Raw genomic sequence first — 26,863 nt, 5'->3', positions numbered from 1 at the left:
AGTACACCAGTGGCCAAGCCACCCATTCGCAAGCCCAAGAAGAAGGTCTGCGTTTTCTGCAAGGCCGAGAAGAAGGGCCGCCCGGAGACGATCGACTACAAGGACACCAACCTGCTGCGGAAGTACATCTCCGACCGCGGCAAGATCCGTGCCCGTCGCGTCACCGGCAACTGCAGCCAGCACCAGCGCGACATCGCCATCGCGGTGAAGAACTCGCGCGAGATGGCGCTGCTGCCCTACACGTCCACCGCGCGCTGAGGGGAGCACTAGTCATGGCGAAGATCATTCTCACCACCGACGTGGCGAACCTCGGCGGCCCCGGCGACATCGTCGAGGTCAAGGACGGATACGCCCGCAACTACCTGCTGCCGCGCGGCTACGCGATCGTGGCCAGCAAGGGCGCGGAGAAGAACGTGCGCACGATCCAGCGCGCACAGGAATCCCGCCGCATCCGCGACCTCGACCACGCCAAAGAGATCAAGGCGACGCTCGAGGGCCTCGGCGCGATCCAGCTGACCGGCAAGGCCGCGGCTGGCTCGAAGAAGCTGTTCGGCTCGATCACCGCCGGCGAGATCGTCGACGCGATCAAGGCACAGGGCGGCCCGCTGCTCGACAAGCGCATCCTCGACCTGCGCGACCACATCAAGACGGTCGGCAAGCACTCGGTCAACGCCCGCCTGCACCCGAACGTGAAGGTGGACCTCCGGCTCGAGGTCAAGGCCGTGGCCGCGAACTGACGCTCGCGTCTTTTTCCGCGAACCGCCCCCGGGAGAATCTCCCGGGGGCGGTTTCGTTTCGACGGCCGGGGGTCCCGAGCCCGGCTCGTGGGCGGCGCGCCGCCCACAGGTTCCCAGCTCAGATGCACTCCAGCCAACTTGCGAACACCGAGCGGGAACCAACTCCCGTGCGTTAACATCCAAGGTGCTGATCTCGCTGGGGTAGAGCGAGGCATGGGTATAAGGGGGCCAGCGAGATGACTGAACAATCACCCGCATCCGGCGCGAACTCCGGGACTCAGGTTCCTCCGGTTCCGCCGATCATGGTGGGCGGCTACGGCAAGGCCGGCGGCTACCAGTTCACCGAGGACGAGGTGGACTCAGTCATCAAGCAATGGCAGGACTTGCTCACCGACCTGGTGAAGGATGGCCAGTACGCCGAAACCGTCGCTCGCGTGAAACCGCCTGCCGACGAAGTGGCCAGCCAAACCTTTGTCAGCAAGGGCGCTAACCCGTCTGGACAGAGCCTGCTCGACGAGCACGACAAGATGGTCCAATACACCCGGAACTTCATCGATTCGCTTACCGCGGCGAAGAAGAAGATCAGCATCACCGAGCTGCACAATGCCGAAGACATGAAGAAGCAGACACAGAGTGGGCTCTGATCAGCACATGCCGAAACACATCGCCCGGCTCGCCGCCGGCACTGTCGTTGCCCTCAGCTTGCTGACCGCCTGCAGCGGCGGGACCGGCGGTACTGCTGAGCCACCCGCGTCCGGCAACCCCAGCCCGTCGAGTTCCGACAACTCGTCGAGCAACGGCGTGCCGAAGGTCCCGGCACCGCTTCCGACAGAGAAGCTGCTCGCCAATCCGTGCTCTGCCCTCAGCGACGACGACGCCCGAGCTCTCGGCCTCGCTCCTCCTGGGAAGATCAACGACATCACGCCTCGCGGGTGCGACTGGCAATCCTCGGACCCGGATCTCAAGGCGAACGGGATCACCCTGTCGCCGATCCCCCAGAACAAAAACGGCCTCGCCGACACCTACTCGATGAAGTCGAGCCAGGCGTACTTCGAACCAACACAGGTCGAGGGCTACCCCGCGGTTTTCGCTTCTCAGCACGACTCTCGCAAGACCGGCGCGTGCGGCCTTGTCATCGCCGTCACCGATCAGCTCACCGTCTTTATTGTCGATGGACTTGCGAAGGGCAAGAACTACGACAAGCCGTGCGAGCCGTTGATCAAGATCGGCACTGCGATGATCAACCACCTCAAAACAGCTTCTTGATCGCCACCCGGCTCTAGCAGGCCCGAAAGGAAGATTCTCATTATGGGGAATGAGGACAACAGCACCGGCAGCACCCTGAAGAACACAGCCAAGGGTGCGGTGATCGGAGCCACCTACGGTGCCGTGCTCGGACCAGAAGGGGCAGTCGTCGGCGGCGTGGTCGGCGGTTTGGTCGGCGCGGCATCCAGCATCTTCAGCGGGGGGCCGCACGCCGAACACGCTCAAGCGAACGTCGGCGGCGGGTCGATCGACGCGTACACGATTTACGACAAGATCAGCAAAGGCAACACCGGCTCGCTCGACGGCGGCCAGGACGCAGCCACCAAGCTTCAGCAGAGGCACGCCTCTCGCTCTCAGCAGATCGATGCGCTGAACAACAAGATGAACAGCGCTTGGCAGGGCAACAGCGCGGGCGCGGCACAGTCGGGCGCGAATGCGCTCAAGATCTGGCACGACGACTCCGCCAAAAATCTGGGCACGAGTCAGACCTTCATGACCAACCAGATCGACGCGTTCCACGACGTGCACGGCAAGGTCCAGAAATTGGACCAGAACCCGCCGGAAATGAAGTGGTACGACCACCAGCCGTTCAGCGACAAAGACGACGAGATCGACCAGTACAACAAGGACAGCCAGACGAACGTCCAGGCCTACACCGCGTACTACGGCTCGAGTTCCCAGAACGCCGGCGGGATGCCCCAGTACAACGTCTGGCAGGGCAACAACATTTCTGACGGCGGCACCGACCCCGGCAAGTACGGCGGCGGCCCTGGCACCGGTCCCGGCGGCCCCGGCGGATTCAGCGGCGGACCGGGCGGTGTCGGCGGTGGCGGCAACTTCACTCCGCCGAAGACGAGCCCGCCGAAGTTCACCCCGCCGGGAGGTCCCGGCGGCAACTACAAGCCGCCGAAGGTCGATCCGCCCAAGTTCACCCCGCCGGGAGGTCCCGGCGGGCCAGGTCGATTCGGCCCCCCTGACGACGGCACGAAGACCTCGGGCTGGGCGCCGCCGACGACTGACCCGGCGAAGTTCGACCCGAGCACCTTCGGCCCGACCGGTGGCGGCAGCGGATACGGCGGTGGCAGCGGTGGCGGCAGCGGTGCCGGCGGCGCCTTCGGACCCGGCGGATTCGGCGGAGCGGGCTTCGGCCCCGGCGGCAGCGGTTCCGGCGCGGCGGCAGGCGGGGCCGGTGCGGGTGCCGGTGCCGGTGCCGGTGGCGCTGGTGCCATGGGCGGCATGCGCGGTGGTGGCGCGGCCGGCAAGGCCGGTGCGGCAGGCATGGGCGGCATGGGCGGCGGAGCCAAGGGCGGCAAGGGCCAAGAGGACGAGGAACACCAGACCAAGTACCTGCTGGAAGAAGACGGCAACGACATCTTCGGCTCGGACCAGATGACCGTTCCGCCGGTCATCGGTGAATGAGGATCGGCGACGTGATCACTCTCGACCGGCCGGTGTCCTTCACTGCCTACACCCTGTGCAACCTGATCCGGCGACGCGGCGCGGAGCCGCACAAGATCATCGGCGAGACCGCCGCGTTCTACGTGCCGGAAGATCAGCGCAAGCTCGACGAGCAGGTCAACGCAGGGCTTCAGCAGGCTGGGCTGATGGGCCCGCGGGGGATGGACCGCGATCTGCTCGCGCTGATCGATTCCATCTCCCATCCGCATTTCGAGTACTACGGCTGGTTCGACGGCCAGTTCGACGACGGCAGCCCTGCCAACTTCTCCGCTTTGGTGGGCAGTGGCAACGGCGGCGGTTTCGGACTGGTCCGGGCCGGCGGGCAACCGACGCTCGCCGTCACCCGGCAGCGGCCGGAACGGCTCCTCGAGACCTTCCTCGACATCATCCCGACCGCGCGAACGCCTCCTGGGCAGGCGCTGCTTGTCGACCGCAAGGAATTCGAGTCCGGGAAGGCCAATGACTCCGCTGAACCGCGGAGTTCGATCATGGTCACCGACCAGAGCCGGAAGCAACCAGCTTCCCCGCTGAAGGAGATTCAGCGGATCATGCAGGCACCGCGCAAGGGCAATGGCGCGTTGTACGTCGCTGCCCGGACACCGAGCGGCACCCGCAGGCGAATTCCCAAGCCGATCAACTTCGTCGATATCGACGAAGGGCGCTGGCTCATGGAGGAGCGACCGGGACGCGAGTCCATCCTCGTGTACACGCCTTGGTCCAGGCAGACGGTCTCCGAACGGCTCCGCCAGGCGCTGAGCGCCTTGGGCTGAGCGACCCGAGCGTTACTCCGGGTGGGGTTCCCGGCACGGCACCGCGAGATGTCCGGCCGGTGAACCTCACCCGGTTTCGCGTTTGCACGCGGTTAACCTGCGCTTTTGCCTGATCGCTCACTGTGCGCAGTCGTCGAGTAGGCCGCGTGGGGAATTCTCCTTCGTTCAGCCCATCGGGTCGGTGATCTACCGTGCGTAGCAACCATCCACAGGCCGGTGGACCAACCCGGGTGCGACACGCCGAAGAACCAGTTCGACACGACACGCCGGACGAGTTTTCACGGAGTTCTCCACAGTCTCTGCACAGGCCTTGACCTGCGGGTTCAGTGAAGCCGATCTGCACTGTCCCCACTTTGTCCACAGGCTCACGGATACCTGTGATTCGTTGCCCCCAGTCATCCACAGGTTATCCACAACACGGTCAACACCCGGGTTTGCGCTCGTCCTTCCGGGGGACCTAGCGTGCGTTCGCGTCCAGTACTCCCGGTGGCTCCGCGTGGCGGTCACCGGCGCGGGGAACCGTCCGGTCCATCATCGAAGTGAACCGGACGGGCGGGTGGGAAAGCCGGGCCGACTCCGGCATACTCGAACAGGTGTTCGCATGGACTGGCCTCCGCGCGAGGCGGCGGGCGGACGCGGTTCGGCACAGGACAGGCGCACGCGAGACGACGGGGCCGGCCGGAACGACGGCGGGGCGAGGGGAGGTGTCCGGGCAGTGGCGGTGACCGATGACCGCGGTCCGGCGTACGCGGAGTCCGATCCGGGTCCGAGCGACCCCGGCCCTGGCGGGTTCGACCGCCAGCCGCCGCAGGACATCGCGGCCGAGCAGTCCGTGCTCGGCGGCATGCTGCTGTCGAAGGACGCGGTCGCCGACGTCATCGAAGCGCTCGGGCCCGGCGACTTCTACCGGCCCGCGCACCAGGCCGTGTACGACTGCATCCTCGACCTCTACGGCCGCGGCGAACCGGCGGACCCGATCACCGTCGCGGCCGAACTGGAACGGCGCGGCGAACTCGGCCGCGTCGGCGGTGCTCCGTACCTGCACACGCTCATCGCGACCGTGCCCACCGCGGCCAACGCGGGCTATTACGCGGAGATCGTGTCCGAGAAGGCGGTGCTGCGCCGGCTCGTCGAAGCGGGCACCCGCATCGTGCAGTACGGCTACGGCGCGGCCGCGGCCGACGGCGCGAACATCGACGAGGTCGTCGACCGCGCACAGGCCGCGATCTACGACGTCACCGAACGCCGCACGAGCGAGGACTACGTCGCGCTGGAAGACCTGCTCCAGCCGACCATGGACGAGATCGACGCGATCGCCTCGCGCGGCGGGCAGTCCCAGGGCATCCCGACCGGGTTCGCCGATTTCGACGAGTTGACCAACGGCCTGCACCCCGGCCAGATGATCATCGTCGCGGCCCGGCCCGGTGTCGGCAAGTCGACTTTGGGACTGGACTTCGTCCGGTCCGCGTCCATCAAGCACGGCCTGACCAGCGTCATCTTCTCGCTGGAAATGAGCCGTACGGAGATCGTGATGCGCATGCTGTCGGCCGAGGCGAAAATCCGCCTCGCCGACATGCGAGGCGGCAAGATGTCCGACGACGACTGGACGCGGCTGGCCCGCCGGATGAGCGAGGTGTCCGAGGCCCCGCTGTTCGTCGACGACTCGCCGAACATGACGATGATGGAGATCCGCGCGAAGGCCCGCCGGCTCAAGCAGCGGCACGACCTGAAGCTCGTGGTCGTCGACTATCTGCAGCTGATGACGTCCGGCAAACGCGTCGAATCGCGACAGCAGGAGGTGTCGGAGTTCTCCCGTCAGCTGAAGCTGCTGGCGAAGGAGATCGAGGTGCCGGTGATCGCGATCTCCCAGCTGAACCGTGGTCCGGAACAGCGCACCGACAAGAAGCCGATGCTGTCGGACCTTCGTGAATCCGGCTCGCTGGAGCAGGACGCGGACATCGTCATCCTGATCAACCGCCCGGACGCCTGGGAACGCGACGACCCCCGCGCCGGGGAAGCGGACCTGATCCTGGCGAAGCACCGTGCCGGTCCGACGAGCACGATCGTGGTCGCACACCAGCTGCATTACAGCCGGTTCGCAGATTTGGCCCACGACTGACGCGTTGTCGCGGGGTGGCCATGCCCAGGCTGTTCTCCCTCAGCCGCGAGGCTGACATGAGCTGGAGCGGGGCGACCACCCTGGCGGCGGTGGATCGCGTTGAGCATCGCGACAAGTGGGGTGCCGCCGAGTGATCGGTTGACGACACCCCAGCTGTGCGTCGGCGTGCTCGCGGTGGGCAGCTGACGTGGCTAACCCCGAGTGATCTCGGCGGTGTGCGCGGGGGTGTAGCGCTCGCCCGTCACCTGGTCGCTCAGCGGGTCCAGCGCGGCCAGCGCCTCGGCGTCCAGAGTGAGTTCCAGCGCGGCCGCGTTCTGCTCCAGCCGGGCCGGGCTGCGGGTGCCCGGTATGGCCGCCACCGCCACCCCGAGCCGCTCGGCCTGGGCGTACACCCAGGCCAGCGCCACCTGGGCCGGGGTGGTGCCCAGCCGGTCGGCCACCTCGCGCACGGTCTGCGCGATCTTCTCGTTGGCCTCGCCCGCCTCGCCGGCGAAGCGGGGGTTGGTGCGCCGGAAGTCCTTCTCTCCCAACGCGGAGCGGTCCAGGGCACCGGTCAGGAACCCCCGCCCCAGCGGCGAGTACGGCACCAGCCCGACCCCCAGCTCGGCCATCACCGGGGTGACCGCCTCGACGTCGCGGGTCCACAGCGAGTACTCGCTCTGCACTGCCGCGATCGGGTGCACCGCGTGCGCCCGGCGCAGCAGCTCGCCGTCGACCTCGGACAGCCCCAGATAGCGGACCTTGCCCGCCTCGACCAGCTCGGCCATCGCCCCGACGGTCTCCTCGATCTCCACGTCCTGGGGCGGGCGGTGGGCGTAGTACAGATCGATCACGTCGACGCCCAGCCGCAGCAGCGAGGCGTCGCAGGAGCGCAGCACGTACTCCCGCGCACCGCGGATGCGGCGCGTCCGGTCCCCGGCGCTGCGGTCGAGGCCGAACTTGGTGGCAAGCTGCACCCGGTCCCGGCGGCCGTGGACGGCCCGGCCCACCAGCACCTCGTTGTGCCCGGCGCCGTAGGCATCGGCGGTGTCCAGGAACGTGACGCCCAGCTCCAGAGCCCGGTCGATGGTGGCCAGGCCGCCGTCCCAGTCAGCGGCGCCGTAGCTCTCGCTCATCCCCATGCACCCCAGACCCATCGCGCTGACGGGGAGACCGGGCGAGCCGAGCGTGGTCTGGGTGATCATGCGCGGATACTCCTCTTCGAAGGCTGACGAACGCGTCCGACGCTAGGACGTGGAGCGCGCTCCAGGTCAAGCCAGAGGAGAAAACCGGCTCACCGCAAGGCGTTCTCGACCAGTGCGACCGTCTCGCGCGGGTCGTCGACCTGGACGACCAGGCGGGCGTAGCGCTCGTCGGCGAGTTCGAGCACGACGGCCTTCGACGGATCCTTGACGTCCCAGAAGACCTTTTCGCCGTCGAGGTGGAAGGTGCCCGCCGTGATTACGCCTGGAAGGTGGGCGCCCGGCGCGCGGATCCCCTTGGGATCGGCGGCGATGCCGGGGTCCGCGGTCGCGCCGCGAACGTGGGCCAGCGGGATGGTCAGACTGCTCTTGAAGGCCCAGAGCTTGTCGAGACCCTCGATCACGACAACGAGGTCGTTGCCGTCGATGGAGACCAATGCCATGTCTGTTTTCCTTGTCAGTTAAGAGGATCGAGTCGTTGGGTCAGCGCGGAGCCGGCGCCGTCGGGGTTGCCGCGCAGGCGGAGACCCAGTGCGGCAGCCGTGAGGGCGGCGGCCAAGGCGGTGGAGATGCCAAGTGCGTCGGCGATCGCTTGGTCGAGAGAAGCCAACGCCGCGGCCACTTCGGCAGCTACCTCCTCGTCGGCCGGTGCTCGTTCGACCGCCGCGAGCAGGAGCAGACCGAGGTCGGCCGAGGTGATCAGCCGCAGCACGGCCGCGGAATCCGTTGCTGCGGCGAGTGTTTCGGCCAAGGGCCGGACGTCGTCGGCGAGGTGGCGACGCAGGGCGACCAGGTAGAGGCCGCGCTTGCTGCCGAACGTCTTGTAGAGGCTGTTGCGGTGCACGCCGAGGTGGGTCACGAGGTCGTCCACGGAAACCCCGTCGTACGCGCGACCACCGAACAACCCCACGGCGGCGCGCACCACCTCGTCCTCGTCGAATGCCCTGCGCCTGCCCATGCACTGACTATAGGATTTTGGGGAACGATCAGTCAAGAACGATCGTTCCCCAAAATTAGAGATCCTCCGCTCGCACCCGGCTGCGGCGTTCCAGCCCGTATTGCCGCTGGCGCAGGACGCCCGCCTCGCGCAAGACCTTGAAGTGATGGGTCAGCGACGATTTCGGGCGGTCGAGCCCGAACCAGCCGCACGGATGGTCGTAAGCCTCGCGTTCCAGCAGCAGTTTTCACACGATCCTCAGCAGCAGCGGGTCGCTCAGGGCGCCGTGCACGCGCGGTGGATCGCGGCGGCTACCTTCCGGCGGCACTGCTGCCCGTCGGCACCGGATACCTCAGCGACGCCCTCGGAATCGCTGCCGGCACAACGGTTTTCGCCACGCTTCTCGCACTCGCCGCGCTCACAGCCGACGGATTCGTGTGGCGGTCCGCCCGCTGACGGTCAGGAGCGGCCTCCTGGTCGCCAGTCGTGCACCTCGATCGCGGCGTAGTGCTCGGCGGCAAGGATTCCGCGGGCCGTGTCGGCGTCGACGGCTTGGACCAGTGCGGCGGTGCCGAGCCAGGCGGTGCCGTCGTCGGACCACAGCGGGCCATAGGCGATCAAGGTCTCCGCGGCGGACGGTTCGAGGTCGACGGCGGGGCCGGAACCCAAGCCCAGCACCAAATACAGGTTCGCCGCCTCCGGATCGCCGGGGAACTCCCACATGGTGCGGCCGAGAGCGTTGTCCCAGCGGCGAATCAGGACGTCCCGGTAGGCGCCGGCCTGGTAATTCGGTTCCGCGAAAGCGAATTCGCGGACGGCGGCGGCGTCCGGGAGGTCGACGATGTGCACGCTGCCGGTCGGCAGCTCGCCGTCCAGGGTCGGGCCGCGGGCGATCAGCTCGGCCGCGAAACCGTCCATATAGGACCAATGTTCCTCGTTCAGCTCAGCGCGCAACGCGGCGGAGCCGGGGCGGTCGCGGTGGTAGCAGAAGAATTCCACCGGGAGAGTCTGTCGCACATGGGCAGCCGCCGACGATGAATTCGCCAAGACCGCGAACCAGGCGTACGGTAGTAGTTGAACTTTCAAACACCTGGAGGAAGTCATGGCGACCCGCACCCCGGTCCTGTACCTGAGCCACGGTGCGCCGCCGCTCGCCGACGACGCGACGTGGACCCGGCAGCTCGCCGGGTGGTCCGCTGACCTGGCCAAACCTCGCGCGATCCTGGTCGTTTCGGCGCACTGGGAGGAAGCCCCGCTGACGCTCGGGGCGACCACGACGGTCCCGCTCGTCTACGACTTCTGGGGCTTCCCCGAGCGCTACTACCAGGTCAAATACGCCGCACCGGGTGCTCCGGAGCTTGCCGCGCAGGTGCGCAAGCTGCTGCATTCGACCGAAACCCCGGTGCACGACGCCCCGGATCGTGGCCTCGACCACGGCGCGTACGTCCCGCTGGTGGAGATGTTCCCCGACGCCGACGTCCCGGTGCTGCAGATTTCCATGCCCTCGCTCGACCCGCGAGCGCTCTACGACCTCGGACGCAAGCTCGCGCCGCTGCGCGACGAGGGCGTGCTGATCATCGGCAGCGGATTCTTCACCCACAACCTCCGCGCGATGCAGGAGGTCAACGGCAGCAACGGAACCCCTCCGCAGTGGTCCGCGGAATTCGACCACTGGGGCGACGAGGCGCTGCGCGACCGCGACCTCGACGCGTTGCTCGACTTCCAGCACAAGGCGCCCGCCGCCGCGATGGCGCACCCGCGGATCGAGCACTTCGCGCCGCTGTTCGTGTCGCTCGGCGCCAGCTCGACCGAAGGAGAAGGGCGCACGGTGATCGACGGTTTCTGGCACGGGCTGGCGAAGCGCTCGCTCGAATTCTCCTGATCCAGCACGCAAAACGGGCCCGGAAGCACTTGGCTTCCGGGCCCGTCCGGGGTTATCCCCGGCTCGCTTCAGGCGAAGCGGTTCACTTCTTGGTGAAGATGCCGGTCACCTTCGCGGCCAGCTTCTGGAACGCACCCAGCGGGCCGGTCGCGTCACCGATCGCCGGCACGGCCGGAGCGGTCGGCATCGTGGTCGGCAGCGTCGTCGGGGCACCCGGAACGGCGGGCACCGCGGCGAAGGACGGCAGCTGGCCCAGCGTCGGCAGCGAGGTCTTCACCGGCAGCTGAGCGGGAACGGCCGGCAGCGCCGGAACGTCCGCGCGCTCGGCGCCCGCACCCGGCAGAGCCGGAACGCCCGGCAGAGCCGGGACCGCGGGAGCCGACGGCAGGTGGATGCCGTTCTGCAACCCGGAAACCGAAGGCAGCGCCGAAGCACCCTTCAGCTGGTTGAGCTGGTTCAGCGCGGACAGTCCGCTGACCTGCGGCACGTCGGCACGCTGGGTGCCCGGCAGCGCCGGGGCGGGCAGCGTGGTGGCGGTGGGCAGGCTGGACAGGCCCGGCAGAGCCGGAGCCGAAGGCAGCGACGGCGCGGCCGAGGAACCGCCCGGCAGACCCGGCACGGCGGGCATGGCGGGAAGCTCGCCAGCGCCCATCTCGCCGCCGATCGGCACGTCGATCGCCGGCGGCTCTTCGACGTCGGTCGAGTTGGGGGCCTCGGCGGTGGCCACGCCGAGCACCTCCAGCGGCACGCCGAAGACCTGCACCAGCGCACCCAGCGGGTGGTAGTAGTCGAAGCCGGACAGCGCCGAGCCCGTGCCGTCGGTGCTGGTCGCGTCGTTGCCGTCGGTCACGTCGGTGACGTTGTCGCCGACCGCGTGCGCGACGCCGCCCGCGGCGACACCGTCGCCGAAGACCTGCGCCACAGCCGGGACCGGGAGGTCCAGGATGTCGCCCGAGATCGAACCCTCGGTGCCCGAGGTGGTGTCCTCGCCGGAGTCGGTGACGACGGTGTTGTTCATGGCGTCGCCCGAGGACACGCCCGCCGCGGAGACCGCGTCGCCGAAGACCTGCGCGACCGGAGCCGCGTCCGCGCCGACGATGTCGCCCGCGACCGCGCCGCCGTCACCGTCGGTGTCGGCGGTGCCGCCCGCGACGGAGGTGACGTCGTTGGTGGCGGTGCCGTGGCCGATCGCGCCCCCGGCGACCCCGTCGCCGAAGATGGTGCCCGCACCGGCGATCGGCGCCTTGACGATGTCGCCGGCGAGCGCGCCGTCCTTGCCGTCGGCGCTGGCGTTGCCGCCCGCCTTCGAGTCGGTCAGGTTGTCCGACATGCCGGTGCCGATGCCGGCGACCGAGCCGCCGACGCCGTGGCCCTGGACCGGCAGCGAGACCGGAGCCTCGACGAGGTTGCCCGCGCCCGCGCCCTGCGCGCCGGTCGCGTGCACGTCGCCGCCCGCGGTGGAGGTGGTGTCGTTGCTGGCCTTGCCGTGGCCCTGGCCGACGAACGAGGCGCCGTCACCGAACACCTGCACCGGCAGCGAAGCCGGAACGGTGCCGAGGTTCGAGCTGAGGAAGCCGTTGTCGTCAGCGGTGTTGCCGCCGCCGCCCGCCTTCACGACCTTGGTCTCGGAACCGTCGGCCGAGCCCTGCCCGATGAACGAGCCGCCCACGCCGAACACCTCGGCCGGCGCGGCCACCGGGACCTGCACGATGTTGCCCGAACCGGACGAGTCGTTGCCCTGGCTGCCGTCGTAGTTGCCGGCGGTGACGGTCTTGGTCTCGGTCGAGGTGCCCGAAGCGTTGCCGATGTGGCTGGCGCCGATGCCGTGCACCTCGGGGGCGCCGGCGATCTGGCTGTTGACGATGTTGCCGGTCAGCGTGGAGCCGTTGCCGCGGGTGTAGCTGCCGTCGCCGGAGGTGGCGGTGGTGGTGTTGTCGCAGTTCGCGACCGCGCGGCCGATGTAGGTGCCGCCCACGCCGCAGGCCTCGACCGGAAGCGCGACGGCCGGGTCGACCACGTTGGCCGAGCCGGCGGCGTCGTTGCCGCTGGTCTTCACGAAGCCGCCGGAGGTGGCGGTGGTCTCGTGGGTGGAGGAGGAGGCCTGGCGGTCGAGCTCCTGGCCGGTGGTGGCGTTGCCGATCCACGAGCCGGCGACGGACGCGACGTTCGCGACCGGGCTGGCCTGCGCGGCGGCGGCGTTGCCGGACAGGAACGACTGGTCCCCGTCGGTCTCCAGGTACGTCGGGGTGCCCTTGAGGCTGCCCGGACGGGTGTCGCCCGCCTTGGCGTCGGCCGAGGAGCTGGAGACGGAGTCCGCGTCCGAGCCCCACACGCCGCCGGCGTTGCCGTTGAACTTGACCGGCAGCGCGATCGGCGCGCCGACCACGTTGCCGCTGCCCGCGGCGCCCTTGCCGTTGGACTTCATCGAACCGCCGGAGGTGGCGGTGGTGTCGGCGTTGTAGTCGCTGTAGGCGTTGCCGAGGATCCAGGACGCGGCGTTGCCGGTCACCTGGACCGGGGTCGCGAACTGGCCGCCGACGACGTTGCCGGACAGGCCGGAACCCTCGCCGGTCGTGTCGATGTTGCCGGTCTCGCTGGTGCTCTGGTGCGCCGAACCGCCCTTGACCGCACCGCTGCCGCCGGCCAGGCCGACGCCGTTGCCCGCGATCTGCACAGGCAGCGCCCAGTCGAGCGCCACGACGTTGCCGGCGATGCCGGAGTACTTGCCGTCGGTCGCGACGTCCTGGTTGTGGGTGTAGGTCTGGTCGTGGTCGGTGCCCTGCACGTGGGCGTCGCCGATGACACCGACGGCGTTGTCGACGACCTGGATCGGGACGACGAGGTCGCCGTTGACCTTGTTGCCCTTGAACGCGTCGCGGGTCGGCGTGATCTGCCGCGGCGCGTCCGCCTTCGGGAGGCTGTCGGTCAGGCTGCCCGCGGAGCCGCCGGGCGTCTTCGCCGAGGCGAGCGCTCCCTTCACGGCGGAGGTGACGGGCTTGGTGCTGATCTCGTTGTGGTGCGCCGGGAGGTCGACCTGCCCGAGCGGGGTGCCGATCGCGTTGTTGGCTTCGTCGATCGGGACGGTGACGTTGAGATCAAGCGGGGAGGCCGGGGTGTCCGGGTTCACGTTCTCGTCGGCCGAGGCGATGCCGGTGCCCAGCATCAGCAACCCACCCGTGACCAACGCGGTCTGGAGTCCGCGCTTTGCCCAGGTCTGCATGGGATTTTTCTCCTTCATATCGGGGTCCCTTGCGGGTTTGTGGCGGTGCGCCCTGTCTCTCAGGGAATGCACCGGGGAAATGCGTGCGCGGAAAATTGCGCAGCGCGCGAAAAACCCGCGGGGTATCTGTCGATGACGGCAACGGCACACAAAAGTGTCCGTGGGTGCGTCAAAGACCCCGCGGGTGAAGTGGATCAGTCAGGAGTGACGCCGGGCTGCTCGCCCGGGGTGCGCGGAGTGTGCGCGAGGCCGGTGCGGGTCGAACCCGCAACGGCGTTGTCGACGGCGGCGACGACCCAGGAGGGGACGCCGAAGTGCAAGCCGTCGAGGTGTCCTCCGGGCGCGGTGCTCCCACCGGCCGGGGAGTTCGGGATGGAAAGCGGCGCGGCGGGAAGCTGCACCGGGGAGAACGGCGCGCCGGGCAGACCGCGGTCACCGCTGTGGTGCCGCGACGGCAGTTCGACGCCCTGCACCGGGTCGAGGGACTGCGCGTCCATCGACGGGAAGACCGACTGCAATGCGTCGGACGTGGTCATCGCGGCGGCACCGAGGTTTTGCTCCGCGTCGGCGGGCTGCTCGGGAATGCCGGGCGCGGGCGCCTGCTCGGAACCGGGGGCGGGCGCGGTCGGCAGCTTCGGCAAGTCGACCAGGTTCGCGGGAGCGCTCGGGTCGAGCAGGTCCCACAGCTTCCGGCCGAAATCCTGCGCGGCGGGCGGCGGGGTGGTCGCGTCGGCGATCACCTGGCGCGCGTCCTCCGGCTTGCGCGCGATGTGCTCGAGCGAGCCGAGCGTGCGCTCCACCGGCTTGACGACCGCGTGCTGGCCGAGGTCGCTGACCGCGGTGCTGACCTTTCCGGCGGCCTCCTGGCCGCTGGCGAGGTCGTCGCGATGCGGACCGCTCAGCTGGCCGAGCGAGCAGGTGTGCCGCGACGTGCCTGGTTCAGACCACGTGGTGGCACCCTGTCCGCACGACGAAAGCCCTTGCGCCGCACCGGTGACGTCGCCCGCGAAACGGGCCGCGCCGTCGGTGACGTCGCCGATTCCGGCGGCCGTCGCGTCGGTGACCGGCGTGACGCTCGCGTCGACGGTGTCCGCCGAAGCGGCGGAGGAGGAGACGGCCCACGCGGCCGCGGTGGCCGCGAGCGCGCCGCCGACGACGAACAACGCACGCGACGCGAGACGGCCGAAGCGCGTCGCGCTCCGCCTCTCGTGCACAGCGTCGTTCGTCACAGGTGATTTCTCCTCGAGAGCAAAAATTGATTTCGGTTTTCGGCGGGAACGGCATAGTTCCGCGGTGGTGCAAATACGAGACAACCAAATTTCCGGCCCACCGCGCATCCTTGACACGGCTTGATGCCACCATCGTGTGAACAACACAGAGTGTGGCCGGGTCTCACGATGGGTCATCCCCGGAGAAGACGGCGGGTTACTCCCGAGTCGGTTCGCGCGGAACCGGCGAAGCGGTGATTCGCGCCGGCCGCTGGGCGATCCGCCCGGTTTTCGTCCGCCGGGCCGATACGGTTGACCCCGTGAGCCAGCCAGGGCGCGGACAACGCGAACAACCGTCCCTTTCCGAACCAGTCGCCGACGTCACCGGCTTCATCCCGCGCGGCCTGCGCGTGTCCGCCGCGCTGTCGTGGCGGTTCATCGTGGTGATCGCCGCGCTGTACGCGGTGGTGTGGCTGCTGGGCTATCTCGCCTCGGTCGTGGTGCCGGTGTCGATCGCGCTGCTGCTTTCGGCGCTGCTGGCCCCGGCGGTGTCGCGACTCGTGCAGGTCCGCTTCCCGCGCGGGCTCGCCACGGCGATCGTGCTCGTGGCCGGGCTCGCCGTGCTCGGCGGGCTGCTGACGTTCGTGATCACCCAGTTCTCCAGCGGCCTTCCCGAACTGCAGCAGCAGCTGACCACGAGCCTCAACCAGATCAAGGACTGGCTGATCAACGGTCCGCTGCACCTGCGCCAGGAGCAGATCCAGGACTTCATCAACCAGGCGATCGGCTTCCTGCAGAACAACCAGGCGTCGATCACCACGACGGCGCTGACCACCGCGGGCACCGTCGGCGAGATCCTCACCGGCTTCGTGCTGACGCTCTTCGTCACGATCTTCTTCCTCGCCGGCGGCGACGGCATCTGGTCGTTCCTCGTGCGCGGCGTGCCGGGGCGGGTGCGCTCGCGGGTGGACGTGGCGGGACGACGCGGGTTCGCGTCGCTGGTCAGCTACATCCGCGCGACGGCGGCGGTGGCCGTGGTCGACGCGGTCGGCATCGGCATCGGGCTGTGGATCGTCGGCGTGCCGCTGGTGATCCCGCTGGCGACGCTGGTGTTCCTCGGCGCGTTCATCCCGATCATCGGCGCGCTGATCACTGGCGGCGTCGCGGTGCTGATCGCGCTCGTGTCGAAGGGCGTCATCGGCGCGGTCGTCGTGCTGGCCATCGTGGTCGGCGTGATGCAGCTGGAAAGCCATGTGCTGCAGCCGTTGCTGCTCGGCCGCGCGGTGCGGCTGCATCCGCTCGCGGTGGTTCTCGCGATCGCCACCGGCCTGGTCGCCGCGGGCATCGCTGGCGCGCTGCTCGCGGTGCCGCTGCTGGCCGTGCTCAACGCCGGGATCCGGTCGCTGCTGCACGAACACGATCCTGATCCGGCGACCGTCGACGCGCTGCACAGCAAGGCCGCGAACCCGAACAACGCCCCGGAAAAGGGTGCGGACGGCAAGGATGCCGACTCCGAAGACAGCACAGAAGACGAGAAGTGAGCCTTCGTTCCACCCGGGATCCGGCGGCACCGCTGTGGCGCGGTGTCGTGGTGCTGCGCGTCGTCACGTGGTTGTTCGCGCTGGCAGTGGCGATCGCGCACCACACGGGCTTCCACCGGCCGTGGCTGGGGTGGATCGTCATCGGAGTGATGGCCGTGTGGTCTGTCGTGTCGAGTCTGGCGTACATGCGCGAGAACGGACGGCACCGCTGGCTGGTGATCTTCGACCTCGTACTCACCACAGCGCTCATGCTCACGTCGCCGTGGATCCTGTCGGACGCGCAGTTCGCCAACGCGACGACGCCGTTGATCACCACGGTCTGGGCGGCCGTAGCGCCGATCGCGACGGCAACGCGCTTCGGCGCGCGCGGCGGCGTATTGGCGGGCCTCGTCGTGGCAGTAGGTACTGGTGTCGCACGCGCGAACGTCGACATCGACGTCATCCGTGACGGTGTGCTGTTGTGCGCGAGCGGTCTCCTTGTCGGTATGGCGGCGACGCTCGCGCGTAGCTCCGCCGAAACACTCGCGCGCGCACTTCGCACCGAAGCAGCGACGGCCGAGCGTGAACGGCTTGCGCGCTCGATTCACGACGGCGTGCTTCAGGTCCTCGCGCGCGTACGGCGTCGCGGTCTCGAAGTAGGCGGTGAAGCAGCGGAGCTGGCGAAGCTCGCGGGCGAGCAGGAGATCGCGTTGCGCGCGCTCGTGAGCAGCGAGCCGACGCGGTCCGGCGACACCGCGGACCTCCGCTCGGCACTGCAGCTGCTGGCGACCACGTCGGTGCAGGTCTCGACGCCGGCCGGCACCGTGGACCTGCCCGCGCACGTCACCGAGGAACTCGTCGCGATCACCCGCGAAGCGCTGGCCAACGTGGAGAAACACGCTGGTCCGGACGCGCACGCCTGGGTGCTGCTGGAAGACCTCGGCGGCGAGGTCGTGGTGAGCGTCCGCGACGACGGGCCGGGGATCGAGGGCGGCAGGCTGGAACGAGCGGCGGCCGAGGGCCGTCTCGGGGTAGTGAAGTCGATTCGCGGCCGGGTGGCCGACCTCGGCGGGACCGCGACGCTGGACAGCGCTCCCGGCCGGGGCACGGAGTGGGAAGTGCGAGTGCCAGCCACGATGAGGGACGGACGATGACGGAACGGACGATCTCGGTGATGGTGGTCGACGACCACCCGATGTGGCGCGACGGCGTGGCCCGCGACCTGTCCGAGAACGGGTTCGAGGTGGCCGCGACCGCGCCGGACGCCCCGGCGGCGATCCGGATCGCGCGCGCGGTGCGGCCGGACGTGGTGCTGATGGACCTGAACCTCGGCGGCACGTCCGGCGTCGAGGCGACCCGCGAGATCACCGCGGCGGCGCCGGACACGCGCGTGCTCGTGCTCTCGGCCAGCGGCGAACACAACGACGTGCTGGAAGCGGTGAAGGCGGGCGCGTCCGGCTACCTGGTGAAATCGGCGTCCGCGGCGGAGCTCGTGGACGCGGTGCGCCGCACGGCCGACGGCGATCCGGTGTTCACCGCCGGGCTGGCCGGCCTGGTGCTCGGCGAGTACCGGCGGATGGCCGACGTTCCGGACGGCGCGCCGGAACCGCCGCGGCTCACCGATCGGGAGACCGACGTGCTCCGGCTGGTCGCGAAGGGGCTGACCGCGCGGCAGATCGCGGAGCGGCTGGTGCTGTCGCACCGGACGGTGGAGAACCACGTGCAGTCGACGTTGCGGAAGCTTCAGCTGCACAACCGGGTCGAGCTGGCGCGGTACGCGATCGAGCACGGGCTCGACGAGGACTGAGTTACGAGGTCGAGACCCCGGCGGCCTGCTGCGCCGCGGCGAGTTTCGCCTTCCCCAGCCGCCAGGCCGGTTCGCCCGGATGCCACGCCGCGACCACCCCGTCGTCCACGACCAGGTCGCCGGCCTCCGTCCACTCCAGGCCCGAGTGCTTCAGGTTCTCCGTCGAGTACGGCATCGACGGCGCTTGCTGCCAGGTGCCGTCGCGCAGGTTCAACAGCCACAGGTCCCGGGTCTGCGTACTGGTTCCGGCGAACGACGGGGTGCCGAAATCGACCACCGCGACGGTGCCGTCCCGGCTGGGCAGCACGTACGGGTTCGGCTGTTGTACCGGCAACGTCACCGGTTTCCGCGCTCCGCTGCGCAGGTCGAGCACGGCCATATCGGTGAGTTCGCCCAGCACGAGCCGGTCGCCGGCCGCGGCGAGGATGCGCGGCGATTGCTGCACGGTGCGTCCGGTGGCCGGGTCGATCAGGACGTCGACAGTCTCCGCGGTGCCGCCGCCGACGGTGATCAGCAACCCGTGCGAAGTCTCCACCCGGACGACCGTGCGGCAAGCCGCCACCGTGCCCCGGCCGAACGAGACGCCGGTGAGCGCGACGTGTTCCAGCCGGCAGAGGTCCGGGCCGTCCTGGCGGATCAGCCACACGCTGGTCCCGTCCGCGCCCGGTGCCGCGCTCACCGCCTTGCCGAGCGACCGAGGGGCCGAAAGTCCCAGGTAGACATACACCTCGGCGGGATCGCAGGCGGCCTGCGAGCACGTCGGCGCGGTCAGCACGACCGGCGTGTGGCCGACCCGCAGCACCGACACCGCCCGCTGCCCGCCGGGAACGCCGGGCAGGGTTCCGCGCACGCCCGAGTCGGAGTCGAACACCGTCGGCGGCGACGTGGCCAGCAACAACTCCACGCCGATACCGCCGGTGGCGACGCCGCCGTCGAGGCCGGTGGGCGGCGGTGTGGTCGGAGTCGGGCGCGCAGACGAGGTGATCGGTGCCGGTGCTGGGACGCCGCTCGTGCAGGCGGTCAGCAGACAACAGGCCGCTACCAGGGCGACCGTTGCGCGGGATACGGGTCCGTTCAGGGTTTTTCCCCGATCTGCCAGCGGAAATCGAGTTCTACCATCGATGCCATGGCCGAGGAAGAGACGATCGCCGCGCAGCCCGCGACCGAGACCAAGCCGTTGACCGAGCGCGACATCCGGGTGTCCGACGACGAGCGCGAACACGTGGTCGAAGTGCTGCAGAAGGCGATCGGCCAGGGGATGCTCACCCTCGACGAGTTCACCGAACGCACCGACCAGGCGCTCGCGGCCCGCACCAGGGGCGAGCTCAACACCGTCCTCGCCGACCTGCCCGGGCTGGTCCATCCCGGCGCGGCTCCGCAGTACGCGCCGCTGCCCGACCCGCCGGGCTACGGGCCGAACTACGGGCTGGGCCAGCGCCTCGAACTCAACGCCAAGTACTCGTCACTGCAGCGCAGCGGCCCGTGGCAGGTCCCGGCCGCGATGGTGGTGCGCAACAAATACGGCAGCACCAAGCTCGACTTCACCGAGGCCCGCGTCGCCACCCCGGTGGTGCAGATCGAACTCGACTCGAAGTGGGGTTCGGTCGAGCTGATCATCCCGCAGCACGCGGCGGTGGACTACAACTCGATCACCGAGATCAAGTTCGGCTCGCTCGACGACAAGACCGGCAGCAACGGACGCGCGGGCACCCCGCGCTACGTGCTGACCGGCCGCATCCACGGAGGCTCGCTGGTCATCCGCCACCCTCGGCGGGGCATCTTCGGCTGACCAGCGTCCGGCGCCGGACCCGGTTACCCCATCTCTCACCCGGGTCCGGCGTCCCCTATGCGGAAACTGCCTCCGCGACCGCCTTGCGCGCCGAAGCGGGATCGGCGGTGGCCAACGCCGCCGCCGCGATCTCGCGCGCCTGCTCCCGCGGCACCGTCGCCAGGCTCGCGCCGACCGCGCGGACCGCCGGGGCGTTCATCGACAGACTCGTCAGGCCGAGCCCGGCCAGCACCAGCGCGAGCCGCGGGTCGGCCGCTGCCTCGCCACACACACCCGCCGGTTTGCCGGTCGCTTCCGCCGCGTCGCCGATCAGCTTCAGCAGGCGCAGCAATCCGGGCTGCCACGGGTCATTCAGCTTCGCCACCGCGCCGAGCTGACGGTCCGCGGCGAAGGTGTACTGGGCCAGGTCGTTCGTGCCGACGGAGACGAAATCGACCACGTCCAGGATTTCCCGCGCCAGCAGCGCGGCAGCAGGAATCTCGATCATCACGCCCGCCCGCGCGATCCCGGCGGCGCGCACGCGCTCGGCGAACCACGCGGCTTCCTCGACGGTCCCGACCATCGGGGCCATCACCGAAACTTCCGCGCCGGAATCCTCCGCCGCGCCCGCGATGGCTTCGAGCTGCCGGTCGAGCACCTCGGGCCGGTCGAACGCGATCCGCAGGCCACGGACGCCGAGCGCCGGGTTGGGTTCGTCGTCCGGGGACAGGAACGCGAGCGGTTTGTCGGCGCCCGCGTCCAGCGTGCGCACGATGACCGGCTTGCCGCGGAAGGGCGAAAGCACTGCGGCATAAGCTTTTCGCTGCTCTTCGACGGACGGCTCGGCCGGCGCGTCGAGGTAGCAGAACTCGGTGCGGAACAGCCCGACGCCCTCGGCGCCCGCGTCCGCGGCGGCCTGCGCGTCGGCCGGGGAGCCGACGTTGCCGTACACCTTCACCCGGTGCCCGTCGGACAGCTCGCCGACGCCGTTCCACTCGGCCGGGCCAGACGCGGCAGCGGTAACGATCGGCGCGGACGGGTCGACCGCCTCGATCACGCCGGTGTCGCCGTCGACCGAGAGCGCCTTCGCGTCCGAGGCCAGCAGCCCGCGCACCGCGACGACCGCCGGAATTCCCAGCGCCCGCGCGAGAATCGCGGTGTGGCTCGTCGGCCCGCCCTCTTCGGTGACCAGCGCGAGCACCTTCGCCGGGTCGAGCCCCGCCGTGTCGGCGGGCGCGAGGTCGCGGGCGACGAGCACGCTCGGCGACGACAGCTCGGGCACCCCGGGAGGGGCGACACCGAGCAGTTCGGCGACGAGCCGGTCGCGCACGTCACGGACGTCGCGGACCCGCTCGGCCATGTACCCGCCAGCGGCCGCCAATGCGTCGGCGAAGCCTTCGGCGGCCTGGTAGACGGCGCGGGCCGCGGGTAGGTTCCGCGCCGTCACCAGCTGTTGAGCCTGAGAAGCGAGCGCCGGGTCGGCGGCCATCGCGGCCGTCGTGATGAGGATCGTCGCCGCCTCGCCGGTCGCGGCCTCGGCCTGCGCTTCCAGCCGCGCGGCGACAGCCTGCGCGGCTGGCTCGATCCGGGCCGCCTCCGCCGCCGGGTCCTCCGGCGCGGGCGTGCTGGCGGGTTCCCCGAGCGGCTCGGCGACCCGCACGACGGGTCCGCTCGCGCGTCCGGGGCTCACCGCGACCCCGGTCAGCGAGGAACCGGCAGCGGACTCGGCCGGAGCGGCGGCACTCTCAGACATGGTCTAGACCATAGCTCACGTAGACGGCGATCTCCCGGGGCGCCGCACCCGTTTCCCGATTTCGCACCCGTTCGACCACCGGACGCACCTCCTCGTGCCACCAAGCGCGGGCCAGTTCCGCGCGGTCGCGCAGCACCCGGCCCCGCAAAGTCTGCCGGAAACCCCACGCCTCCGCCGAGTCCGCGAGCCGGAACCAGTCGGCGGGGTCGTCCAGCCACAGGTCGGTCCGATCGGCGTCCGCGAGCGGGACGCGCTCCAGGAACATCCGCTCGGCCCGCTTCGACGGCAGGTCCGCCAGCGTCAGGCAGCGCATCGCGAACGCGACCGTGCAGACCGACCGCACCTCGGCGAGGACCGCCTCCGCCCCGCGCGCCCTGGCCAGCGCGATCCGGTGGTGTCCGTCCTCCACGAAGTACATGTCGCCCAACCGCACGAGCCGCACCGGCGGAAGCTCCCCGACAGCGTCGGCGATCGCCCGCCAGCGCTCCCGCAGCGCGCGGTTGCGGGGCCGGAACAACCGGTCGAAATCCTCCGCACGCGCGAGGGAGCCCACTACGCCGTCGACCGGGACCTTGCGGAGCCCCTCGTAGGTTTCCGCAGTCCGGCCCAGTGCGGCGAGCGTCTCGTCGAGCGGCATCAACGCCAGCGGATCACGCGTCCGCGCTGCCGCGATCCTCCGCAACCGGGTCGCGTACCCCTGCCACCACGCCGAACCGAACGAATCGCCCACGTGACCTGCAACACGGCCCGGACGTGGCTCATTCCAGCTCGGCGGCGGTCGGATACGACGGCTGGGCGCCGTGCCGGGTCACGGTGACCGCAGCGACTTTCACCGCCCGGTTGGCGGCTTCGACCAGGTCAGCACCATCAGCGAGGGCCGCCGCCAGCGCACCGGCGAACGCGTCGCCCGCGCCCGTGGTGTCGACCGCTTCCACCTTGGGCGACTCGACGGTTGTCGACTTGTCGCCCTCAAGCACAGCCGCGCCCTTGGCCCCGAGCGTGACCACGGCCGCGCGCGGGCCGAGCTCGAGCAGCTTGCGGGGATCGGCGTCCTCCGAGCCGAGCAGGTAGGCCGCCTCGTGCTCGTTGACCAGCAGGACGTCCAGCGCGGCCAGCGTTTCCGGCGACACCTCGGCCGCCGGGGAGAGGTTCAGCAGCACCCGCACGCTGTTCTCCCGCGCCCGCACCACCGCGCGTTCGATCGTCGGCAGCGGCACTTCCAGCGAGGCGACGAGCACGCGCACGCCGTCCAGCGCCTCGTCGGTGATGTCCCCGGGTTCCAGCGCGGAGTTCGCGCCAGGGGAGACGAGGATTGAGTTTTCCCCGTCCGGAGTCACGGTGATGTAGGCGATTCCGGTAGGCCGATCAACAGTCCGAACGAATTGCGTATCGACACCCGCATTAGACAACGAATCCCGCAGCATTCGACCGTAGGGATCGTCACCGACGGCCCCGAGCAACGCGACGTCCGCACCGAGTTTTCCCGCCGCGACCGCGGTATTCGCGCCTTTGCCGCCGGGGGACAACGCGGTGTCGCCGCCCAGCACCGTCTCGCCGCCGCCGGGACGACGATCGACCGGCACCACCAAATCGGCATTCGCGGACCCGACTACCAGCACCGCAGCACTCATGCCGCCACTCTGCCATGGCCCGTCCTTTCCGCCATCCGTGCCCGAAAGTGAAAGCGTTTGTAACTTTCGCGGCTCTCAGTGCGACAATCAGGCGGAACAGCGTCAGTCCGTCACTCGATCGGGGGATCCGTATCCCCCGGGCGTCACTTCTGCGACGGGCTTCGCTCTTCTTCGAGCGTCACTGGCCTTGAGCCGATGACGTTGCCCCGACCGGAAGCGCACCGGAGAGGGCATCGGGTCGCCGGCGCCGATCACGTAGCCCCCCGAGTGATCGGCGTCGGCGGCGCCCCGATTCGCGCGCCAGGCGCCTAAATCGGTGTCCAGACCACCTAGACTGCCCAGATGAGCAGCCCCACACGCAGGGGTCGCGCGCGAGCGGCTACCGAATCCGACATCCGCCGGACCGCGCGAAATCTGCTGGTAGGCCAGGGTCCGGAAGCCGTGACGCTGCGGGCCATCGCCCGGGAGCTGGGGATCACCGCACCGGCGCTGTACCGCTACTACGAATCCCGCGACGACCTGCTGGAGAACCTCCGCCTCGACGTCTGCACCGACCTCGCCGCCGAAATCGCCGAGGACATCGCGGAGCTGAAGGACGAGGGCCTGCTGCAGCTGTTCCAGATCTGCAAGGGCTTCCGCCGCTGGGCGCTGACCCACACCAAGGAATTCACGCTGGTGTTCGCGTCGCCGACCGGGGCCACCGGCACCGCGACCGGCAGCGCGCTGCGCAGGCTGGACGAGCCGTTCGGCAAGATCTTCCTCGCCGCGGCCGGCCACGTGCTCGCCCAGCACGACCTGGTCATGCCGCCGAACGACGTGGTCCCGCCCGAACTCCGCGACGACCTCACCGCGTTCCAGCAGGACCTGCTGACGGTGCTCAAGGAGTCCGGGCGGGAGATCCCGCCGGAGAAGCTGGACCTCGGGCTCACCTACCTGATGATCACCTTCTGGGCGCGGCTCTACGGCCACGTGACCCTCGAGGTGTTCGGCAACTACCCGATCCCGGTGTCCAAACCGGACGTGCTGTTCGAGGCCATGCTCACCGACCTCGCCCGCGACGTCGGCCTCTACAGCGGTTAGGCCGCGTGGCCGCCGTCGACCGAAATGGTCGAGCCGGTCACGTACGCGCTGGCCGGCGAGGCGAGGAAGGCCACTGTGTCGGCCACTTCCGCGGGCTTGCCGTATCGGCCGGCCGCGGTCATGGACGCCTGGTCCGCGGCGTACGGGCCGTCGGCCGGGTTCATTTCGGTGTCGGTGGGTCCCGGGTGCACCAGGTTCACCGTCACGCCGTTCGCGGCCAGTTCGCGGGCCAGCGCCTTGGTCAGTCCGACCATCGCGGACTTGCTGACCGCGTACAGCACCATCCCCGGCCCCGGCACGCGATCGGTCACGCAGCTGCCGATCGTGATCACCCGGCCGCCTTCGCCGAGGTGCTTGGCCGCCGCCTTCGTCGCGGCCAGCACTCCGCGCACGTTCACCGCGAGCACGCGGTCGACGTCGTCCATCCCGGTCTGCTCCAGCGGCCCGACGAAACCGACGCCCGCGTTGTTGACCAGCACGTCCAGCCGCCCGAACTCGACGACCGCCGCCTCCACCGCCGCTTCGACCGCCGCCGAATCGGCGTTGTCCGCACCCACGGCGAGCGCACGCCGCCCGAGCGCCTTGATCCGGTCGACCACTTCCGCCGCCTGCTCGGCGTTCACCGCGTAGGTGAGCACCACATCCGCCCCAGCCTCGGCGAGCCGCAGTGCCGTCGCCGCACCGATTCCGCGGCTTCCACCAGTCACCAGCGCCACTTTGCCGTCGAGGTTCATGTCCGTCCTTTCCGTTTGTTTCGCTTTCAACCATCGAAGCGCCGAACGACGGGCGAAGCTGGCGTCTTTCGGCCGTGACGGTTCGATTCCGCACCCGGGCGGCCACAGCGTGTGACAGACTTCTGCCAGGGAGAACGGGGAGGGGGACGGGTTGCTGCACGTCCAAGAGCTGGTGAAGGTCTACAGCCAACGCCGTGTGGTCGACACCGTGTCGTTCAGCCTGCAGCCGGGCACGGTGACGGCGTTCCTCGGACCGAACGGCGCCGGGAAATCGACCACGCTGCGGATGATCTGCGGCCTGACCACGCCGACGTCCGGCACCGCGACCATCGCCGGCCGCCGCTTCGGCGAGTGGCCCAACCCGGCGCGCGTCGCGGGCGTGCTGCTCGACGCGTCCGCCGTGCACCCCGGCCGCACCGGCAGGCATCACCTGCTCAACGCCGCGAAACTGATGCGGCTGCCCGCCGCCCGGGTGGACCAGGTGCTCGGGCAGGTCGGCCTCTCCGACGCGGCGAACCGGCGGATCGGCAAGTACAGCCTCGGCATGCGGCAGCGGCTCGGCATCGCGCAGGCGCTGCTGTGCGATCCGCCGGTGCTGATCCTCGACGAGCCGATCAACGGCCTCGACCCGGACGGCATCCGCTCCACCCGGCAGTTGCTGCGCGGGTACGCCCAGCGCGGCGGCACCGTGCTGCTGTCCAGCCACGTGCTGTCCGAAGTGGACCAGACCGCGGACCGCGTGGTGATGATCGGCCAGGGGCGCGTCGTCGCCGACGGTCCGCTGGAAAGCTTCGCCGGACCGGCTCGCACGCTCATCCGCACCGCCGACCTGCCCCGGCTGACCTCCGCGCTGCACCAGGCCAGGCTCGAACTGAGCCAGACCAGCGCGGACGGGGTGTCCGTCGCCGCCCCGATGAAACAGGTGTCCGACCTCGCGTTCGGCGCCCGCGTGCAGGTGCTGGAGCTGCGCGAGGAACAGCAGAACCTGGAAGAGCTCTTCTTCCGGCTCACCGGAGGAGCCCGATGATCCCGGCGCAGGCGCCCGCGTGGCAGGCCCCGGCGCAGCGGCGCGCGTCGTTCGGCACCGTGGTGGGCGTCGAACTGCGGAAGATGACCGCGACGGTGGCGGACAAGATCCTGGTGATCGCCGCGCCGATCCTGCTGGTGACGCTGTCGTTGCTGTTCCTGCAGGGCGGAACGCGCGACTACACGCTCGACAAGCAGCTGCTGCCGGTGTTCCTCACGATCCGGCTCGGCGCGGTGCTGATGAACGTCGTGCTCGTGAAGCTGATCGCCGCGGAATGGCATTACCGCAGCGCGCAGCCGACCCTGCTCGCCCAGCCGTCGCGGCTGCGCTACGTGCTCGCGCAGGCCGCCATCGCGATCGGGGTCTGGCTGGTCACTTCAGCGCTGAACCTGCTGATGATCTTCACCTACTACCGCAGCCAGCTCGACGGATACGACACGCAGTTCCTGCTCGACGTCCGGCCAGGCGCGATGGCCGCGACGATTCTGCTCGGCGGGTTCTGCATGACCCTGTTCGCGATCACCATCGGCTGGCTGATCCCCAACACCGCCGGATCGATCACCGCCTACGTCCTGCTGTCGCTGCTGTTCGTGTTCCTGCAGAGCGGCATCGACTACGCGGGATGGGTCGATCCGGCCGAACCCGCGCGCCAGCTCGCGGGGATCGCCAAGCACGGACCGGTCGCACTGATCACGTCGCTCGTGGTGTGGATCGGCCTGGCCGCGGTCGCGATCTGGCGGGCGGGCACGCGAGAAGCGGCGTGAC

Annotated in this window: 26 protein-coding genes; 15 read left to right on the top strand and 11 right to left on the bottom strand. The window is 69.7% G+C overall.

The features are described from left to right. Positions 1–9: 9 nt before the first annotated feature. The 7 genes from rpsR (at position 10) to dnaB (ending at position 6,350) form a co-directional block, all read left to right on the top strand. On the top strand, positions 10–258 hold the full coding sequence (rpsR, locus tag ACZ7OI_RS03060; RefSeq protein WP_009085242.1) for a 30S ribosomal protein S18: 249 nt from the start codon (positions 10–12) through the stop codon (positions 256–258). Between the two features lie 14 nt (positions 259–272). Then, the gene (gene rplI, locus ACZ7OI_RS03055) at positions 273–737 is read left to right on the top strand and encodes a 50S ribosomal protein L9 (protein ID WP_470262546.1); all 465 of its coding nucleotides are present in this window, start codon (positions 273–275) and stop codon (positions 735–737) included. A gap of 236 nt (positions 738–973) precedes the next feature. After that, on the top strand, positions 974–1,381 hold the full coding sequence (locus ACZ7OI_RS03050) for a hypothetical protein (RefSeq protein WP_470262545.1): 408 nt from the start codon (positions 974–976) through the stop codon (positions 1,379–1,381). 7 nt (positions 1,382–1,388) lie between these two features. Beyond that, the gene (locus tag ACZ7OI_RS03045) at positions 1,389–2,003 is read left to right on the top strand and encodes a DUF3558 domain-containing protein (protein WP_470262544.1); all 615 of its coding nucleotides are present in this window, start codon (positions 1,389–1,391) and stop codon (positions 2,001–2,003) included. A gap of 42 nt (positions 2,004–2,045) precedes the next feature. Continuing rightward, the gene (locus tag ACZ7OI_RS03040) at positions 2,046–3,422 is read left to right on the top strand and encodes a hypothetical protein (RefSeq protein ID WP_470262543.1); all 1,377 of its coding nucleotides are present in this window, start codon (positions 2,046–2,048) and stop codon (positions 3,420–3,422) included. Positions 3,423–3,433: 11 nt separating this feature from the next. Further along, complete coding sequence (locus ACZ7OI_RS03035) at positions 3,434–4,231, top strand: ESX secretion-associated protein EspG (protein WP_470262542.1); 798 nt, start codon at positions 3,434–3,436, stop codon at positions 4,229–4,231. A 715-nt stretch (positions 4,232–4,946) separates the two neighbouring features. Further along, positions 4,947–6,350, top strand: coding sequence for a replicative DNA helicase (gene dnaB, locus ACZ7OI_RS03030; protein WP_037809085.1), 1,404 nt, complete (start codon positions 4,947–4,949; stop codon positions 6,348–6,350). Positions 6,351–6,541: 191 nt separating this feature from the next. On the opposite strand, the gene ACZ7OI_RS03025 is transcribed toward dnaB, so the two are convergent. The 4 genes from ACZ7OI_RS03025 to ACZ7OI_RS03010 all read right to left on the bottom strand — a co-directional run bounded on the left by ACZ7OI_RS03025 (position 6,542) and on the right by ACZ7OI_RS03010 (position 9,467). Then, positions 6,542–7,534 (bottom strand): aldo/keto reductase, encoded by a 993-nt coding sequence (locus ACZ7OI_RS03025; RefSeq protein WP_470262541.1) that lies wholly within the window; start codon positions 7,532–7,534, stop codon positions 6,542–6,544. 89 nt (positions 7,535–7,623) lie between these two features. Beyond that, positions 7,624–7,974 carry a hypothetical protein gene (locus tag ACZ7OI_RS03020; RefSeq protein ID WP_470262540.1) on the bottom strand — a complete coding sequence of 117 codons (351 nt, stop codon included), beginning with the start codon at positions 7,972–7,974 and terminating at the stop codon, positions 7,624–7,626. Positions 7,975–7,988: 14 nt separating this feature from the next. Beyond that, a complete protein-coding gene (locus ACZ7OI_RS03015) occupies positions 7,989–8,489 on the bottom strand; it encodes a TetR/AcrR family transcriptional regulator (RefSeq protein WP_470262539.1) in 501 nt (166 codons plus the stop codon). A 438-nt stretch (positions 8,490–8,927) separates the two neighbouring features. Beyond that, positions 8,928–9,467 carry a YciI family protein gene (locus ACZ7OI_RS03010; RefSeq protein ID WP_470262538.1) on the bottom strand — a complete coding sequence of 180 codons (540 nt, stop codon included), beginning with the start codon at positions 9,465–9,467 and terminating at the stop codon, positions 8,928–8,930. Positions 9,468–9,570: 103 nt separating this feature from the next. Here ACZ7OI_RS03010 and ACZ7OI_RS03005 point away from each other — a divergent pair, with 103 nt between their 5' ends. Then, entirely contained in the window at positions 9,571–10,350 is a 780-nt protein-coding gene (locus ACZ7OI_RS03005; RefSeq protein ID WP_470262537.1) for a dioxygenase family protein, read from the top strand. Positions 10,351–10,432: 82 nt separating this feature from the next. Here the strand turns inward: ACZ7OI_RS03005 and ACZ7OI_RS03000 are convergent, their stop codons facing one another. Further along, positions 10,433–13,570: a beta strand repeat-containing protein gene (locus ACZ7OI_RS03000; RefSeq protein ID WP_470262536.1), complete on the bottom strand. Its 3,138-nt coding sequence runs from the start codon at positions 13,568–13,570 to the stop codon at positions 10,433–10,435. A gap of 194 nt (positions 13,571–13,764) precedes the next feature. Next, the gene (locus ACZ7OI_RS02995) at positions 13,765–14,799 is read right to left on the bottom strand and encodes a hypothetical protein (RefSeq protein ID WP_470262535.1); all 1,035 of its coding nucleotides are present in this window, start codon (positions 14,797–14,799) and stop codon (positions 13,765–13,767) included. A gap of 299 nt (positions 14,800–15,098) precedes the next feature. Between ACZ7OI_RS02995 and ACZ7OI_RS02990 the strand changes: the two genes are divergently transcribed. The 3 genes from ACZ7OI_RS02990 to ACZ7OI_RS02980 are packed head-to-tail and all read left to right on the top strand — an operon-like array spanning position 15,099 to position 18,105. Continuing rightward, positions 15,099–16,319: an AI-2E family transporter gene (locus ACZ7OI_RS02990; protein ID WP_470262534.1), complete on the top strand. Its 1,221-nt coding sequence runs from the start codon at positions 15,099–15,101 to the stop codon at positions 16,317–16,319. Beyond that, positions 16,316–17,452 (top strand): MacS family sensor histidine kinase, encoded by a 1,137-nt coding sequence (gene macS / locus ACZ7OI_RS02985; protein WP_470262533.1) that lies wholly within the window; start codon positions 16,316–16,318, stop codon positions 17,450–17,452. Before ACZ7OI_RS02990 ends, macS begins: the two co-directional genes overlap by 4 nt. After that, a complete protein-coding gene (locus ACZ7OI_RS02980; protein WP_037809091.1) occupies positions 17,449–18,105 on the top strand; it encodes a response regulator in 657 nt (218 codons plus the stop codon). The genes macS and ACZ7OI_RS02980 overlap by 4 nt, the downstream gene beginning before the upstream one ends. A gap of 1 nt (position 18,106) precedes the next feature. Here the strand turns inward: ACZ7OI_RS02980 and ACZ7OI_RS02975 are convergent, their stop codons facing one another. Then, entirely contained in the window at positions 18,107–19,009 is a 903-nt protein-coding gene (locus ACZ7OI_RS02975) for a hypothetical protein (protein ID WP_470262532.1), read from the bottom strand. A gap of 222 nt (positions 19,010–19,231) precedes the next feature. Between ACZ7OI_RS02975 and ACZ7OI_RS02970 the strand changes: the two genes are divergently transcribed. Beyond that, positions 19,232–19,894, top strand: coding sequence for a DUF1707 SHOCT-like domain-containing protein (locus ACZ7OI_RS02970; protein WP_470262531.1), 663 nt, complete (start codon positions 19,232–19,234; stop codon positions 19,892–19,894). Positions 19,895–19,949: 55 nt separating this feature from the next. Here ACZ7OI_RS02970 and ptsP read toward each other — a convergent pair whose 3' ends face one another. Genes ptsP through ACZ7OI_RS02955 form a run of 3 tightly spaced genes read right to left on the bottom strand, consistent with a single transcriptional unit; the run spans position 19,950 to position 23,257 of the window. After that, entirely contained in the window at positions 19,950–21,626 is a 1,677-nt protein-coding gene (gene ptsP / locus ACZ7OI_RS02965) for a phosphoenolpyruvate--protein phosphotransferase (RefSeq protein ID WP_470262530.1), read from the bottom strand. Next, positions 21,619–22,356: a hypothetical protein gene (locus ACZ7OI_RS02960; protein WP_470262529.1), complete on the bottom strand. Its 738-nt coding sequence runs from the start codon at positions 22,354–22,356 to the stop codon at positions 21,619–21,621. Before ACZ7OI_RS02960 ends, ptsP begins: the two co-directional genes overlap by 8 nt. Before the next feature lie 28 nt (positions 22,357–22,384). Further along, positions 22,385–23,257 (bottom strand): ribokinase, encoded by an 873-nt coding sequence (locus ACZ7OI_RS02955; RefSeq protein ID WP_470262528.1) that lies wholly within the window; start codon positions 23,255–23,257, stop codon positions 22,385–22,387. A 342-nt stretch (positions 23,258–23,599) separates the two neighbouring features. On the opposite strand from ACZ7OI_RS02955, the gene ACZ7OI_RS02950 reads away from it, so the two are divergent. Then, complete coding sequence (locus tag ACZ7OI_RS02950; RefSeq protein ID WP_470262527.1) at positions 23,600–24,337, top strand: TetR/AcrR family transcriptional regulator; 738 nt, start codon at positions 23,600–23,602, stop codon at positions 24,335–24,337. Here ACZ7OI_RS02950 and ACZ7OI_RS02945 read toward each other — a convergent pair. Continuing rightward, positions 24,334–25,071, bottom strand: coding sequence for a 3-oxoacyl-ACP reductase family protein (locus ACZ7OI_RS02945; protein ID WP_470262526.1), 738 nt, complete (start codon positions 25,069–25,071; stop codon positions 24,334–24,336). The genes ACZ7OI_RS02950 and ACZ7OI_RS02945 overlap by 4 nt on opposite strands. 151 nt (positions 25,072–25,222) lie before the next feature. Here ACZ7OI_RS02945 and ACZ7OI_RS02940 point away from each other — a divergent pair, with 151 nt between their 5' ends. Both ACZ7OI_RS02940 and ACZ7OI_RS02935 read left to right on the top strand, forming a co-directional pair. Then, on the top strand, positions 25,223–26,098 hold the full coding sequence (locus tag ACZ7OI_RS02940) for an ABC transporter ATP-binding protein (protein ID WP_470262525.1): 876 nt from the start codon (positions 25,223–25,225) through the stop codon (positions 26,096–26,098). After that, positions 26,095–26,862, top strand: a complete 768-nt coding sequence (locus tag ACZ7OI_RS02935) for a hypothetical protein (protein ID WP_470262524.1) — start codon at positions 26,095–26,097, stop codon at positions 26,860–26,862. The genes ACZ7OI_RS02940 and ACZ7OI_RS02935 overlap by 4 nt, the downstream gene beginning before the upstream one ends. The last annotated feature ends 1 nt before the right edge of the window (position 26,863 follow it).

Source organism: Amycolatopsis sp. NPDC114503 (assembly GCF_055633655.1).
Note: the sequence above shows the minus strand (reverse complement) of the source record. Positions and strands in the feature narration are given on the sequence as shown.